This window comes from Flavobacterium sp. TSSA_36 (genome assembly GCF_051547165.1).
Taxonomy (GTDB): domain Bacteria; phylum Bacteroidota; class Bacteroidia; order Flavobacteriales; family Flavobacteriaceae; genus Flavobacterium.
Map to the genome: position 1 here is coordinate 120,386 of NZ_JBPTTP010000008.1, position 15,598 is coordinate 135,983.

Consider the following 15,598-nt stretch of genomic DNA (forward strand, 5'->3'; position numbering starts at 1 on the left):
AAAATGGGCTAAAGCCCATTCCTATTCAAACTTTACAAAAAAAGAACGGGTAAACATTGCTATTCAAATGCACATTAAAAAGAATATTAGAATGAACTAAAGCTTAGTTCTATTGAAACTTTACAAAAAAAGAACGAGCTAAACTCATTCCTTTTCAAAAGCTACTTTAATCCATAAAAAATCCTTGCAAATTGCCTAAACAACGCAAGGATTCTTTCCACCAAATTGAATTGAAACTAACTCTTATAAGTCATTCCCATATCTTCAATAGAAAATGCATCGGTCAATAAGTGGAGCAAACGATCTCTCAACTCAATGTATTCTGGCATTTTTACAATCTCAATTTTGTTTCTCGGTCTTGGCAAATGCACTTCTTCAATTTCTCTTATAGTGGCCGAAGGACCATCTTTTAACACCACAATTCTGTCCGATAAAAATAAGGCTTCCTCAATATCGTGTGTAATCATAATGATGGTTTTATCGCGATTATTGAGATCCCAAAGTTTCAACACTTCCAATTGCATAGAACTCTTGGTAAAGGCATCTAAAGCTCCAAAAGGTTCGTCCAAAAGTAGTACTCCAGGATTGATGGCGAAAGCTCTTGCAATGGCAACTCTTTGTTTCATTCCTCCAGATAACTGGCCTGGCAATTTGTCTCGATGTTGTAACAAGTTGACCATTTTTAGGTTGGCATCTACAATGTCGTGTTTTTCTTTTTTGGAACAATTCATTACCGAATCTACGGCTTGAAAAATATTTTCGTGAACCGTCAACCAAGGCAATAAGGAGTAGTTTTGAAACACTATTCCTCTATCAGGGCCTGGTCCTTTGATGGTGTTTCCGTCTAACTCGACCGTACCTCCTGAAGGAGTTAGCATTCCAGCGATGGCATTCATAATGGTTGATTTTCCGCAACCAGAATGCCCAATGATAGAAATGATTTCGCCTTTTTTTATGGATAAGTTAATATCACGTACAGCGGTATATTTTCCTTTGGGAGTTGGGAAGGATATTTCTAAATTTTTGATTTCTAAATAGCTCATTTTGATTTGTTTTTTTTGAGGTTTTGACAAGGTTTAAGGTTGTTTAAAGTTTAATAGGGTTTAAGTTGTTCAAGAACTTATCCGGTTTAAACAACCTTAAACCTTAAACTTTAAACATTTTTTTACCCTTTGTAAGCAACTTTGTGCTCGATGTAAGTAAAAATCCTATCGAAAAGTAGTCCTACTAATCCAATGATAATGATGGCCGATATTACTTTTTCGAGGCTCAAGGCATTCCAACTGTCCCAAACAAAGAACCCAATTCCAGCGCCTCCAGAAAGCATTTCACCTGCTACTATTACCAGCCAAGCCACGCTGATACTGAGTCGCAATCCGGTTATGATATGTGGTAAGCTATACGGAATTAGTATTTTTGTGAGGTAACGCATTTTGGAAAAACCAAAGGCCTTAGCCACGTTTTTATGATCTTGTGGTATGGACCCTACTCCAAAAGAGGTATTGATAAGCGTTGACCACAGTGATGTAATGAAAACGATGAAAATAGTAGCCATTCCGGTGTCTTTAAAAACCACCAAACCTATTGGAAACCAAGCTAAAGGCGACACCGGTTTTAACAACTGCACAATGGGATAAAAGATTTGTTTGCAAATCGTGCTGGCTCCCATCAATATTCCAATCGGTATGGCAAATAATGACCCAATTAAAAATCCTGAAAGCACTGTTTTGATGGAGGTAAACAACTGCAATCCGATTCCTTTGTCATTAGGACCATAATCATAAAAAGGATCGCTCAACATTTCCTTGAGCACCGTAAGTGTCGCTACTGGACCAGGTAAAGCTTGTTCTGTAAAATAACTTACTAGACTCCAAAATCCAGCAAAAAATACCAATCCAACTAAAGCGAATAGGGCTGATTTCGATTTTTGAAACACGTTATTAAATAGAAGCTTCAAACTTGTGTTTCCTTTATCGCTGCTGTAAGCGACGGTTTGCTCTTGACTATTTTCTATACTCAAAGCATCGATAGTGAGGGTGTTTTTATCTGACATGGTATGCTAATTAAATTTCTATTTTTTTTTTTATTGTTTGAAACATATAAGCATTGATGTTTTTTTCTCTATTTTAAACACTTAAATAACTTATATGTTACAACTTTCATTATTGTTTGTCTTTACTTTTTAACCACTTTTAGGTAGGCCGCAGGATTGGAAGGATCAAATACGGTTTTATCCATCGTTAATGCAAAAGGTTTCATATCGTCGTTGGGTACTTTTACATTCATACTTTTGGCCACTTCTTTGTATAAATCATCCAGAATCAATTTATCAGCAATGGCGGTATAATTGGGCGCTTCCTTTAAGTAGCCAAAACGAACATACTGTGCCATGGCCCAAATAGCATGCGATTTTCTAGGATAATTTACCATTCCGCCTTTATGAAACAACATATAGTCATTGTCATAAATTTCAACACCTTGGTTACATCCTAAGTTGTAGTCTCCCATAAGTCTTGCCTCGATAACATCGGCTGGAGCATTTACATAAGGCGCTTTACCAATAATCGCGGCGGCTTTTTTTCTGTTTGAAGGTACGTCAAGCCACTTACAAGCTTCCATAACCGCTTTCATAACTTTTACTAAATCGGTTCTGCGTTTGGCACTAAATTCTTTGTTAACTACCAAGGCTTTCTCAGGATGGTCTTTCCAGATGTCTTGTGAGGCTACTTGTGTAAAACCTATCCCTTGTTTTACAGCAACACCACCCCAAGGCTCGCCAACACAGTAACCGTCCATATTTCCAACTTTCATATTGGCAACCATTTGTGGCGGTGGAATGGTTATAATTTTGACTGCTTTTTGATTCAATCCTGCTACAGACATCCAGTTGCGCAACCATAAATCGTGCGTTCCTCCTGGAAAAGTCATAGCAAAAGTGACTTCTTTCTCGGCTTTCAATTTAGCCGCAACTACTGGTGTAACTTTATTCATTTGTTTAAAACCAACTTTGCCACAAAAATCATTGGATAAAGTAACGGCTTGACCGTTTACGTTAAGCATCATAGCAATCATCATTTCTGAACCTGCTTTCCCTCCTACTCCAGTATAAACCGAGAAAGGCATGGAATACAAACAATGAGCACCGTCAAGTTCGCCTGTTAAAATCTTATCACGAACATTGGCCCAAGAAGATTCTTTGGTCACTACTACCTCAACACCATACTTTTTAAAAAGTCCCAATTCTTTGGCCATTACGATTGGGGAACAATCGGTTAAAGGAATAAATCCTAATCGTACAGGGTCATTTTGTGCCGCAATGGATTGAAAAAATGCGACAGCTACAATCACAAAAACAGATTGTATGGCTTTGTTTATTAATGTTTTCATATTTCTTGTTTTAAGTTTTATAGTTTATTGTTCGTGGTTTGTGGTTTGTGGTTTTATGGTTTGAAATAAACAGAATTATCAAATCACTAATGCACAACACCTAACACTCACCATAGCATTACTTTTTAGCTAAAAAATTAGGGGTAATATTGAGCATAATGTATCCAAAGTGAGGTGTTAAATCAGCATTAGCAACGTTTTTTACAGCTGCAGAAGCCATAGTGTTGGTGGCTTGCATATAAGAATAACCTGCCTCTAGATTGATCATTTTGGTCAATGCGTATTTTACAGTAATGTCTAACTCAGTTCCTAAATATTTATTGAGATTCCCTGCCAAGGTATTGGCTGATTCAAATCCATGCAAATCAAAAGTGAAACTCAAATTATCCTTAGCATTGTATTTCGCTTTAAGGAAATAGTTGAGTAATCCTTGTTTACCGAAACCGCTTGCTACATAAAAGTAATCCATATACCCCCAGAATTTGTGTGGTGTGCCATACAAGGGATCGAAACGATTGTTTTTGCTAGTAGCGGTAACTGCTTTTGTTCCATCATCTCCAGATAAATAATCAATTCCTGGTCCTACAAACCATTTACGACCCAACTGATAGCTAGCAGTTACTGAGGCTAGATTAGCATTTATCGAACGGCCGTCTTTGTCTTTGCCTCCTTGATGATATGCACTTCCTGTAAGATTCAACTTTCGAGTCACAAAAGTATTGAAGAAAAAACCTGTGGTGTTACGGCTCCAAACTCCTTCTGTATTGACTTTTGTAACCACTGCTGGAGTTCCAGATGTGACATTGGTATACTTATTAAAATCGTCTTTAAAGAACAAAAAGGAAATATCTCCAAAAGAAAACTTTTTGTCTACATATAAATACTGAAAGGATTTGTACATGGTCCCAATTCCGTTTGTTCCTGCACCATAGGCTGGATTGGTTCCGTTGTAAATCGTACCTGAACTAAGTTCTTTATTCTGGTTAAAAGCCACACCTGCATCGGCTGTCCAACCTTTGTTGGCGTATTTAAACACAATAGCATCATGACGTCTGCCTTGTTGTAACCAGTCTAAAGCACCTATTACTTTTTGGTCATCATAGGAAATTTGTTGACGACCAACTTTAACGGAGAAATTTTGAATGGTACTTAGGGTGTCTATTAAACTTATTTCTCCCCAAGCTTCGTGCAATAAGATACCATTATTCGCCTCGGTTGTGGTTCTATTGATTGAGGAAGCGTCTTGCCCCCACACTCTCACATCTTGCAGTGCCATAAAAATTTTAAAACGATATCCTGAATATCCTAAATTCAATCTAGCTCGTTGTGAGTTAAATAAAGCTGCTTTTTCTCCTTCTTTTTGTAAGGTTCCAAATCCTCCTCTAATTTCTGTTCTTTCTCTAATTTGTCCTGTTGCTGTTAATTGTGCTTTGGCTGAAGAAATAGAAAAGAAAGTGACAACTCCTGCAAGCAAAGCTATCTTACATTCTTTTCTTGACTTTTTTACTACTTCTTTTCTTAATGAATGGTTGGTAATGGTTAGCATAGTTTTCTGTTTTGATTAGTACACTACAAATATAAATACGTATTATTACTTACGTATTGCATTTTTACAAACAAAAAACTCTTTTTACTTCACTTTTTTTACCACTAAAATGTAGTTTATTTTATGTGTTTTCGCAGCAAGAAATCGCTCATCTCAGCAAATACAGGGCGTTATCAGAAATAAAATACGTAGATAATTAACACTAGTACATTTACTATCAGCAATAGAAAATTGCAATCCATAAAAAAAACCTCATAAAGAGGTTTTCATAACTATATCTATTTCAAAATAATACGTATGTAAATTTAAATGTATTTATGATCCATAATCTCGGCTTTAAGCTTAGTAATATTGAGCAGTCCTATTCTCTTGCCTAAAGTTTCAATCAATTGATCTTTTTTTAGACTAGAGATCATTCGAGTAACTTGTTCCTCGGTAGTACCCGCAAAATCAGCTATTTCTTTTCGAGACAACTCCAAATCAATAGTACCATCGGTTTGTCCAAATTTTCTATGAATATATAATAAGGTGTCTATCACTCGTTCTCTAACATTCATGTGGGCAATTTTCCGAATGTTATTCTCGCTTTTGTTTAATTCTTCAGCATAAAACAGCATCAAATCAAAAGTGAATTCAGGTACTGTATGCAAAATTTCAAGCATCACCTCGTTACTAAAATTACACAAAATGGTATCTACCAAGGCATAAGCTCCAATTAAATAGCGTTTACTGGTTCCGAAGCCTCGAAAGCCCAAGGTATCACCATCTTTGGTTAGACGAACAATCTGTTCTCTTCCGTTAATCCCCGTTTTTACAGTTTTTACTTTTCCTCTTTTTATAAAGTAAAGCCCCTGCATAGGCGCGCCTTCAATAATAAACTGATGCGCTTTTTTGCAAATAAAACTGTTTTTTCTATCCATAAAACGTTTCATTTGCTCTAAGTGAAGATGCTTTTTAATAAAACAATTTTCATTGAAACAACTATCACAATGGACTAAGGCTTCTTTCATAATTGCATCTATTTTGAGGTTAAATTCATTTTTATACAAAGGGTAAAAAGTATTATAGCATCGATTCCCTTAATTATTTTGTTTTTAGGATTACCTAAATTATGGTATTCTAAAAAATGAGCTATGCTTTTCTATGATCCCTTATTTCTCTTCAAACTTAAGAAAAAAAACAAATCACATACGTATTTTTACGTAAAAATACGTATTTTTACAACTGAATTATCGAAATCCAATTTTAGGTAATCATAATAAAGAAAAGTATAAATAAAGAAGTGTAATAATGCAAAATTCTGAAATCAAAACTACCTGTTCCTATTGCGGCGTTGGTTGCGGTATCCTTGTTACAAATGATGCTAAAAAAGGGGTAAGTGTAAAAGGAGACCCTAACCATCCAGTAAATAAAGGAATGCTTTGCTCCAAAGGAATGAATCTACATTATGTAGCCAATGATACTTCGGATCGCATTTTATATCCTGAAATGCGTTGGAGCAGAAATCAACCTTTAGAGCGTATCAATTGGGACCAAGCATTAGACCGAGCTGCTGCTGTTTTTTCGACTATCATAAAAAAACACGGTCCTGATAGTGTGGGTTTTTACATTTCTGGGCAATGTTTGACAGAAGAATATTATTTGGTCAACAAACTCGTAAAAGGTTTTTTGAAAACCAATAATATAGATACCAACTCGAGATTGTGTATGAGCTCGGCCGTTGCGGGCTACAAAAAAACATTTGGAGAAGATTCGGTTCCTATAGCATATGAAGATATTGAACTTGCCGATACTTTCTTAATCACAGGAGCCAATCCTGCTTGGTGCCATCCTATTTTATTTAGACGAATTGAACAACACAAAGCAAATAACGCGAAAGTAAAAATTATTGTCATTGATCCTCGCAAAACAGATTCGGCTTTAAATGCCGATTTGCATTTACAAATTATCCCAGGCACAGATATCGTTTTATACCATGCCTTAGCCAAAAGAATCATCGAAAAAGGATATACTGACCTTGATTTTATTAAAAATCATACTGAAAATTACCAAGCCTATAAGGCATTAGTTGGGGCGAGTTCGTTAGAAAAAGCCTCAAAATTATGTGGTGTCTCGGTTAATGACATCAAACTTGCGGCAGATTGGATAGGCAAAGCCAAAGGTTTTCTATCGCTTTGGGCCATGGGGCTTAATCAAAGTGCTATAGGTGTTGATAAAAACACGGCCCTATTGAATCTTTCTTTACTTACGGGACAAGTCGGAAAACCAGGTTCGGGCCCGTTCTCACTAACTGGGCAACCCAATGCTATGGGAGGGCGAGAAGTAGGCGGAATGGCCAATTTATTGGCTGCTCACAAAGAATTAAACAATCCTATTCATCGCAAAGAAGTAGCTGATTTTTGGGGCGTTTCAGACATTTCTGAACAACCCGGACTAACCGCTACCGAAATGTTCGATGCTTTGGCTTCAGGTAAAATGAAAGCCATATGGATAATATGCACCAATCCATTAGTGAGCTTACCCGACTCTAGACGCGTAGAAAAAGCACTAGAAAATGCCAAGTTTGTAGTCGTTCAAGATATCTCACATCGCTCTGACACAACAAAATATGCTGATTTACTTTTACCTGCCGCAGGATGGCTAGAAAAAGAAGGTACCATGACCAATTCTGAACGTCGCATCTCTTATTTAGCCCAAGGTATTAATCCGCCTGGAGAAGCCTTACCGGATGTAGAAATACTGACTCGTTTTGCTAAAAAAATGAATTTTAGCGGTTTTGATTATGCCAAAACCGAAGAAATCTTTCGTGAACATACCTTATTAACTAAAAATACTAACCTCGACATTTCGTTCTTAAACTATAACCGATTACAAAACGAAGGTACTTTCCAGTGGCCTGTCCCTGATTATGGACATCCAGGAACACCTCGATTATTCACCGATAAAAAATTTTATACCCCGTCTCAAAAAGCAATATTCAATATTCCAACGGCCATAGAAAACACCTCGGAAGCCCCTAGTGCTGAATTCCCTTTTATTCTAACCACCGGAAGAATTAGGGACCAATGGCACACCATGACCAAAACTGGAAAAGTGTCCCGATTGATGACTCATATTCCAAGTCCGGTATTAGACATCAATGCCATAGATGCCTACAAAGAAGGAATAAAATCTGGAGATATCGTAGTGGTTACTAGCAAAAATGGTTCCGTAAGAGTCAAAGCAAAAGTATCGAATGCTATAAGAGAATCGGTTGTTTTTTTGCCTATGCACTGGGGGAAACAACTAGACAACGATTTAAATCGCACCAACAATCTTACCAATATTCTAGTAGATCCTATCTCGAAGGAGCCCGATTTTAAATACACCACAGTAGCCATTAAAAAGTATATAAAACCCGTAGAAAAAATCGCCGTTATTGGCGCTGGTGCTGCCGCCTTTCGATTCATTCAAAACTACAGAGAACTCAATAGTGAAGATGAAATCATTGTTTTTTCGAATGAAGAAAATCCTTTCTACAATAGAGTTTTACTTCCTGAATATGTGACTGCGGAACTTTCATGGGAACAACTTCAGAAGATTAAAGCAGAAGCCTTGGGTAAATTAAATATCACTTTACAATCAAATATTGCCATAAATGCCATCAACACCGCTAGCAAATCAATAGAAGATAGCCAAGGCCTATCACATAGCTATGATACTTTAATACTGGCAACAGGCAGCCGTCCTTTTGTTCCTGAAAACGCGCAATTACACTTACCTGGGCGTTTTATTATGAGAAAAAAAGTAGATGCCGATCGGCTTAGAACCTATTTAGATCAAACTGGACTACCTCCCGAAGATCAACATGTAGTAATTGTAGGGGGTGGATTATTAGGCTTAGAGTTAGCCGCTGCGCTAAAACACAAAAAAGTAAAAATCACGATCATCCAAAGGGCCTCCCGATTAATGGAACGCCAATTAGACCGAATTTCGAGTAAATTATTGGCCGAAGAAGTACAACTTAGGGACATTCAAATTTATTTTGATAATGAAGTTAGTACCGTTTTCAGCACCAAACGTTCTAACGAATTGGAAATCGCTTTGAAAAGTGGGCGTACCCTTACGGCCAATGCTATTGTTTATACGATTGGCACTATTCCAAATATTGAAATAGCCAAAGAAGCTGGAATCACTTGTGCTAGAGGCGTCAAAGTCAATCAACATTTACAATCCTCGAATCCAAGTATTTTTGCTATTGGAGAAATTGCTGAATTTGACAACAAACTCTTTGGCATCACCTCAGCGGCAGAAGAACAAGCCGACATTCTAGCCAATTATATGGCAGGTGATGTAAGTAGCTGCTATAAAGGTTCGGTTTTAATGAATATTTTAAAACTTGAGGACATCAACTTGTGTAGTATAGGAGAAATTGAAGTTCCAGAAAATGACGATTCCTATGAGGAGATTATTTTTTCGGATTTAGGAAAAAGATACTACAAAAAATGTATTGTCAAAAACGATTTACTCATTGGCGCAATCCTGATGGGAGATAAAAACGAATTTGCAGAATTCAAAACCATGATTGAAAGCAAAATAGAACTTTCTGATAAAAGAAATTCTCTATTAAGAGGTAGCTCTAACAACAAACCTGTATTAGGAAAATTGGTTTGTTCTTGCAGCCAAGTAGGGAGTGGCAACATCGAAGAAGCTATAAAAAGTGGCGTAACTAATTTTACAGAACTTTGCAATACAACAGGCGCTGGATTGGGTTGTGGCAGTTGCAAAACAGAAGTAAAAGAGCAACTATCAAAATATAAATAATTACATCTACAAGCTAAAGGCTGAAAACTATAAAAAATGGATTTAACACGATTAATAGTCAAAGGGGGGGTGATTTCTCCCGGGGAATTAAAAGAAATTGTCTCGATGGGGCTGTCTCAAGGTCAAAAGGCCCTTTCGTTTGGATCCCGTCAGGATATTATTTTCCCAGAAGGTTTCAATACTATTGATAAAGAAAAAACAGGAAAACATCATTTTGTTTTCCCAAATGAACAAAGTGGTAATAACATTGTTTCTTCTTATGTTTCAACAGATATTTTTAGAAACACACCTTGGCTTACTGGAAACAAATTTTTGTATGTTTTAGAACAATTCAAAGAAAATCCAAAGCTAAAAATCAACATCACGGATCCCAAACAACAATTAGTGCCTTTGTTTACGGGACAAATCAATTTTATTGCCTCGGAACATGAGGATTATTGGTTTTTGTACATTCGATTGCCTCAATGGGAGAAAATGGATCGCTATCCCGTTTTGGTGTATAGTTGGAATATTGCATCTATTTATTATGCCATAGAAGCCATTTTGCATGAAGTGCCCGATTCTGCCGAAATGATTTTTCAATTAATCAATGAAACTTTAGATACGAATAATAGAACCATAGACCAACCCCTGCACATTCCGTTTTACCCATTCCCGTATTATGAAGGAATGAACAAAATGGGAATTGATCAGTATTGGCTTGGATTATATTGGAGAAACAACCTCTATGATTTGCAGTTTTTGAATGAAATGTGTAACCTTTGCTTTGATTGCAAAATTGGAAAAATCTGTATCACGCCTTGGAAATCTTTTATTGTCAAAGGAATTCCGAAAGAACGAAAATTAGATTGGGAAAAGTTCCTAGGAAAAAAAGGAATCAATGTGAGACATTCGCTTTTGGAATTGAATTGGCATTTACCAGTAGCCGAAGAATGGGCTTTGAGCCTTAAAACCTTTTTAGTTAGAACCTTAGATCAATTTGATATTAGCACCTATGGACTCACCTTTGGATTATCGGATTATAACCGAGAAGGCCATTATTTTACCTCTATTGTTGTCGAAAAAAACGATCCTCCAAAAGACTTAGATACTATAAAAATAAGAGCTACCTACAACGTGCTTTTTGCTAAGAACTTTGACCCAAATACCAAGGAATATATTGTACACACGCAAGATGTGGATAAATTAGAATTACCAACCATACTGATTGAGTTGAGTAAATTGTATTTTGACAAATTAGGCGATTCTGTATTAGAAATTAGCAGTGCTTCGACCAAAAAAGTAGAAAAAATTCAAGATTTGTATCAATGTCAAAATTGCTTAACGATTTACAATTCAGCCTTTGGGGATAGTTTACAAGGCATTGAAAAAGATACACTTTTTGAGCATTTACCTGAAACCTACTGTTGTTCGCTTTGTGAAGCAGCAAAAACAGATTTTAAACTAGTAACAAAGCAAAAAAGTTATTAATTAAATAGAATAATAGAAACACTAAAAACGTCTTTTTTTTTGCGTGAGGGATGGCAGTGGAGCTCTCCCGATTTTTTTATCGGGAAGCGGGAACGTACAGCCCGACCCGTCTTTTTCTGGCGGGTCACGCCCAAATCATAATTACTTCAAATCTCTTTTAAATGAAAATCAATTTTAAAACGGTAAGTTCTTCTTATGTAACGATCTCGGAATTAATGCTGCCCTCCCACACTAATTTTAGTGGTAAAATTCATGGTGGTTATATTTTATCGTTATTGGATCAAATTGCGTTTGCTTGCGCCTCCAAATTTTCTGGCAATTATTGCGTTACTGCATCGGTAGATACGGTCAATTTTTTGAACCCCATAGAAGTGGGCGAACTGGTTACTATGAAAGCTAGCGTTAATTTTGTAGGGAATAGTTCGATGATTGTAGGCATTAGAGTTGAGGCCGAAAACATACAAACTGGCGTCGTAAAACATTGTAATTCTTCGTATTTCACAATGGTTTCTAAAGATAAAACTGGGAAGAATGCTCCCGTACCTGGGCTTTTGCTTACTACGCTCAAAGAGGTGAGTCGTTTTGAAAATGGGGTGCGACAAATTGCTTTGAAAAAGGAAAGAGAATATCAAAAAAGTATCGCCACATTCGGTACGATTGAATCGATTTTGAAATCCAATCAATATAAAGTAAAGGTGAGTTTGGAGTAAAAATTAGTGCTTTTTGATTAGTGAATATCAAAATGTAAACTATAAATACTCGGTAATAAGGACTAGAGACTAAGCACCATTCTCTCTTAGACCTACTGCTTCCAGATGGCGAATATCTTTGATAGCCTGCCTTACGGTTTCGCCAATAATGATAATTGCTGGCGAGGAAAGCTGGTGTTGCTTTATTAATAGTTTGATGGTAGAAATGGTACCAATGACTTTTTTTTGATCGTTTTTAGTTCCGTTTTGAATAATCGCAATGGGCAAATCGTCAGTTCGGAGGTTTTGGTAAATCGCTAGAATTTCTTCTAGTTTATGCATTCCCATCAAAATAACCACTGTCGCTGCTGATTGTGCTGCCAAAAACACATCTTTAGACAATTCGTGATTAGACGTTGTTCCTGTTATTACCCAAAAGCTTTCTGCAATACAACGTTGGGTCAAACTAATTCCGTTGGCAGCGGGTACTCCCAGTGCTGATGAAATTCCGGGAACTATCGCTGTAACAATACCGAACTGTTCTGCATAAGCAATCTCCTCTATTCCGCGTCCAAAAACAAAAGGATCCCCTCCTTTTAAGCGAACAACATGCCCATATTTATGAGCCATAACCACAATTAGCTCATTAATTTGATCTTGCGTATAAGCGTGACAACCCAATCGCTTGCCCACAAAAATCACTTTAGAAGCGGTAGTGTATTGCAATAAATTCTCATTGACTAAGGCATCATATAATACAACATTAGCCTTTTGTAAAGCCTTAATTGCTTTTAAAGTGATTAACTCTTCGTCTCCTGGGCCAGCACCAACCAAGGTTAACTGAGGTTGTATTGTTTTGTTCATCTTCTTAGAATTTAAAAAATAAGTACAAATACTTAATTCAAATATAAGTATTTATACTAAACTGAAAAAATAAATTGCTTTTAAATCTGTATATTGCCAAAAAAAAATTAATTTTAGTATTGTTTAAAAAAAACAAAAAATCGCGTTTACTAGCCCAAAAAATATTTTTATCCTCCTTTTAAACAGCAGTAATTAGCGGATTGAATAGCTTCAAAAACTCCTCTAAACCTGATATTTATCATTTATATTCCAATGATATTAGGATACTTTTACAGCCCCTTTGGAATAATTTATTTAAAAAAAAAGGAACAAAAATGGAAGATCTAAAAGCAAAAATTATAGCCTTAAAAAAAGAAAAAAACGCCGTTATATTGGCACATTATTATCAAGATGCCGATATTCAAGATGTGGCCGACTATGTGGGTGACAGTTTAGGTTTATCGCAAGAAGCCACTAAAGTAGAGGCTTCTATCATCCTTTTTGCCGGGGTACATTTTATGGCTGAAACCGCCAAAATATTAAATCCTACCAAAAAAGTAATTCTTCCAGACCTCAATGCCGGTTGCTCCCTAGCCGATTCTTGTCCTGCAGATGAATTCAAGAAATTTAAAGAAGCACATCCAGATCACTTAGTGATTACTTATGTGAATTGTTCTGCCGAGGTAAAAGCCTTAACAGACATTGTTTGTACCTCTGCCAATGCTTTGAAAATTGTCAATTCGGTGCCCAAAGAAACTCCAATTATTTTTGCACCAGATAAAAACTTAGGCAAATATATCATTAATGAAACCGGAAGAGAACTATTGCTTTGGGACGGATCTTGTGTCGTACATGAAGCTTTTTCATTAGAAAAACTCATCGATTTATACCAACAGAATCCGGACGCGGAAATCATCGCCCACCCAGAATCAGAAACTCATATTCTAAAAACGGCCCATTATATTGGCTCAACTGCAGGTATGATATCGCATGTAAAAAAGAGTTCTAAAAACAAATTCATCGTAGCTACCGAAGCGGGTATTTTACACAAAATGCAACAAGAAGTCCCTGAAAAAATACTGATTCCTGCTCCATCAAAAGAAGACAACACTTGTGCTTGCAGCGAATGTGCCTACATGAAAGTAAACACTTTGCAAAAAGTATACGATTGTTTACTAAATGAAACCCCAGAAATTATTGTTCCAGAAAACATAAGAAAACAAGCTCTAATTCCAATTGAACGCATGCTTGAACGCTCTATCTAATGATACAAACCCATTACTTAATCATAGGATCTGGTGTAGCAGGTTTGACCTTTGCCTTAAAAATGGCCACTCGCTTTCCAGAAAAAAAAATAACCATTATTACTAAGGCCAATGCCGAAGAATCCAACACGAAATATGCGCAAGGAGGAATCGCAATTGTCACCAATAAACTCGATGATTCCTACGAAAAACACATTCAAGATACCTTGATTTGTGGCGATGGCTTGTGCGATGAAAAAGTAGTACACAAAGTCATTACCGAAGGTCCAAAACGATTACAAGAATTAATCAACTGGGGCGCACAATTTGACAAAAATGGTAGCGGCAACTTCGACTTAGGCAAAGAAGGAGGCCACTCACAAAATCGCGTGGTTCATCACAAAGACCAAACGGGTTTTGAAATTGAACGCGCTATTTTAAAACAAGTGTACCTTAAAGAAAACATTACCGTTCTTCCCCATCATTTTGCCATTGATTTGATTGTAGAAAACAATAATTGTTTGGGAGTTCAGGTTTTGAATCAAAACGATAAAACCATTTTTACTTGCTTAGCTGACTATACCCTACTGGCTTCAGGCGGGATCGGCAACGTCTATGGACACACCACCAATCCGATCATTGCAACAGGTGATGGTATCGCGATGGCCTATCGTGTGCAAGCAGAAATTAAGGAAATGGAATTCATTCAATTTCATCCCACAGCTTTGTTTCATAATGTCCTTGGAACACAGTTCTTGATTTCAGAGGCTGTGAGAGGATTTGGCGCCTACTTAAAAACCAAAAAAGGCTATCGTTTTATGGCTGATTATGACGAAAGAATGGAACTCGCCTCTAGAGATATTATTTCACAAAGTATTGATTTTGAATTAAAAAAATCCGGAGAATCTTGCGTGTATCTTGATTGTACTCATTTGGACCTAACCAAATTCAAAGCGCATTTCCCAATGATTTATGAACACTGTCTAAGTATTGGTATCGATATAGCCCAAGATTGGATACCAGTTGTTCCTGCACAACATTATCTTTGTGGCGGAATTATAGTAGACCTCAACGGAAAAACCTCAGTCAATCGTCTTTTTGCTTGTGGAGAATGTTCTAGAACAGGTTTGCATGGTGCGAATCGCTTGGCATCAAATTCACTGCTTGAAGCCTTGGTTTTTTCAAATGCGATTTATGACTACCTTTCAGATGCAACGGACGAACCCTCGACTCTCGCAAAGCAAACTTCTGAAGTAGTCCTTCAAAAAAACCGTTTACCGCTCATTACCAACTCCATGCTGAGCCAAATCAAAAGTGAATTACAACTTTTAATGCGAAGTAATGCTGGTATTGTGCGCAACAATCACGATTTAAAGAAAGCCAAACATCAACTTAATAATTGGCTAGAAGAATTGGTGGCACTAGAAAGTAATTACCAAGGAAATACTGCTTTTTATGAGCTTAAAAACATGATTACTGTTGGGATTTTAATCGTTCAGCATTCGTTACTTCGAGAGGAAAATCGAGGTGGTTTTTTCAAAATCAGCAAAGCCTCACTCTAAAATTTTGTTAACATTAAACCTTTCTTCTTCTTGGCTATCTAACATGTATAATCC

General features: G+C 36.7%; 11 protein-coding genes. 5 read left to right on the forward strand and 6 right to left on the reverse strand.

All coding sequences use genetic code 11. The features are described from left to right. Nucleotides 1–236 precede the first annotated feature (236 nt). From ACSVH7_RS14005 to ACSVH7_RS14025, 5 genes are all read right to left on the reverse strand, one after another. Nucleotides 237–1,043: an ABC transporter ATP-binding protein gene (locus tag ACSVH7_RS14005; RefSeq protein ID WP_438067306.1), complete on the reverse strand. Its 807-nt coding sequence runs from the start codon at nt 1,041–1,043 to the stop codon at nt 237–239. Nucleotides 1,044–1,165: 122 nt separating this feature from the next. Then, nucleotides 1,166–2,053, reverse strand: coding sequence for a nitrate ABC transporter permease (gene ntrB, locus ACSVH7_RS14010; RefSeq protein ID WP_438067307.1), 888 nt, complete (start codon nt 2,051–2,053; stop codon nt 1,166–1,168). Nucleotides 2,054–2,175: 122 nt separating this feature from the next. Next, a complete protein-coding gene (locus ACSVH7_RS14015) occupies nt 2,176–3,387 on the reverse strand; it encodes a CmpA/NrtA family ABC transporter substrate-binding protein (RefSeq protein ID WP_438067308.1) in 1,212 nt (403 codons plus the stop codon). Between the two features lie 118 nt (nt 3,388–3,505). Next, nucleotides 3,506–4,933 carry an alginate export family protein gene (locus ACSVH7_RS14020; protein ID WP_438067309.1) on the reverse strand — a complete coding sequence of 476 codons (1,428 nt, stop codon included), beginning with the start codon at nt 4,931–4,933 and terminating at the stop codon, nt 3,506–3,508. Between the two features lie 305 nt (nt 4,934–5,238). Then, nucleotides 5,239–5,943, reverse strand: coding sequence for a Crp/Fnr family transcriptional regulator (locus ACSVH7_RS14025; RefSeq protein ID WP_438067310.1), 705 nt, complete (start codon nt 5,941–5,943; stop codon nt 5,239–5,241). A 280-nt stretch (nt 5,944–6,223) separates the two neighbouring features. Between ACSVH7_RS14025 and ACSVH7_RS14030 the strand changes: the two genes are divergently transcribed. From ACSVH7_RS14030 to ACSVH7_RS14040, 3 genes are all read left to right on the forward strand, one after another. After that, entirely contained in the window at nt 6,224–9,736 is a 3,513-nt protein-coding gene (locus ACSVH7_RS14030; protein WP_438067311.1) for a molybdopterin-dependent oxidoreductase, read from the forward strand. 36 nt (nt 9,737–9,772) lie between these two features. Further along, nucleotides 9,773–11,206, forward strand: coding sequence for a rubredoxin (locus ACSVH7_RS14035; protein ID WP_438067312.1), 1,434 nt, complete (start codon nt 9,773–9,775; stop codon nt 11,204–11,206). Nucleotides 11,207–11,367: 161 nt separating this feature from the next. Next, nucleotides 11,368–11,916 carry an acyl-CoA thioesterase gene (locus ACSVH7_RS14040; protein ID WP_438067313.1) on the forward strand — a complete coding sequence of 183 codons (549 nt, stop codon included), beginning with the start codon at nt 11,368–11,370 and terminating at the stop codon, nt 11,914–11,916. Between the two features lie 69 nt (nt 11,917–11,985). On the opposite strand, the gene cobA is transcribed toward ACSVH7_RS14040, so the two are convergent. Then, the gene (cobA, locus tag ACSVH7_RS14045) at nt 11,986–12,759 is read right to left on the reverse strand and encodes a uroporphyrinogen-III C-methyltransferase (RefSeq protein WP_438067314.1); all 774 of its coding nucleotides are present in this window, start codon (nt 12,757–12,759) and stop codon (nt 11,986–11,988) included. A 314-nt stretch (nt 12,760–13,073) separates the two neighbouring features. Here cobA and nadA point away from each other — a divergent pair, with 314 nt between their 5' ends. Further along, nucleotides 13,074–14,003 carry a quinolinate synthase NadA gene (gene nadA, locus ACSVH7_RS14050; protein WP_438067315.1) on the forward strand — a complete coding sequence of 310 codons (930 nt, stop codon included), beginning with the start codon at nt 13,074–13,076 and terminating at the stop codon, nt 14,001–14,003. Continuing rightward, entirely contained in the window at nt 14,003–15,544 is a 1,542-nt protein-coding gene (gene nadB / locus ACSVH7_RS14055; RefSeq protein ID WP_438067316.1) for an L-aspartate oxidase, read from the forward strand. The genes nadA and nadB overlap by 1 nt, the downstream gene beginning before the upstream one ends. Nucleotides 15,545–15,598 lie beyond the last annotated feature (54 nt).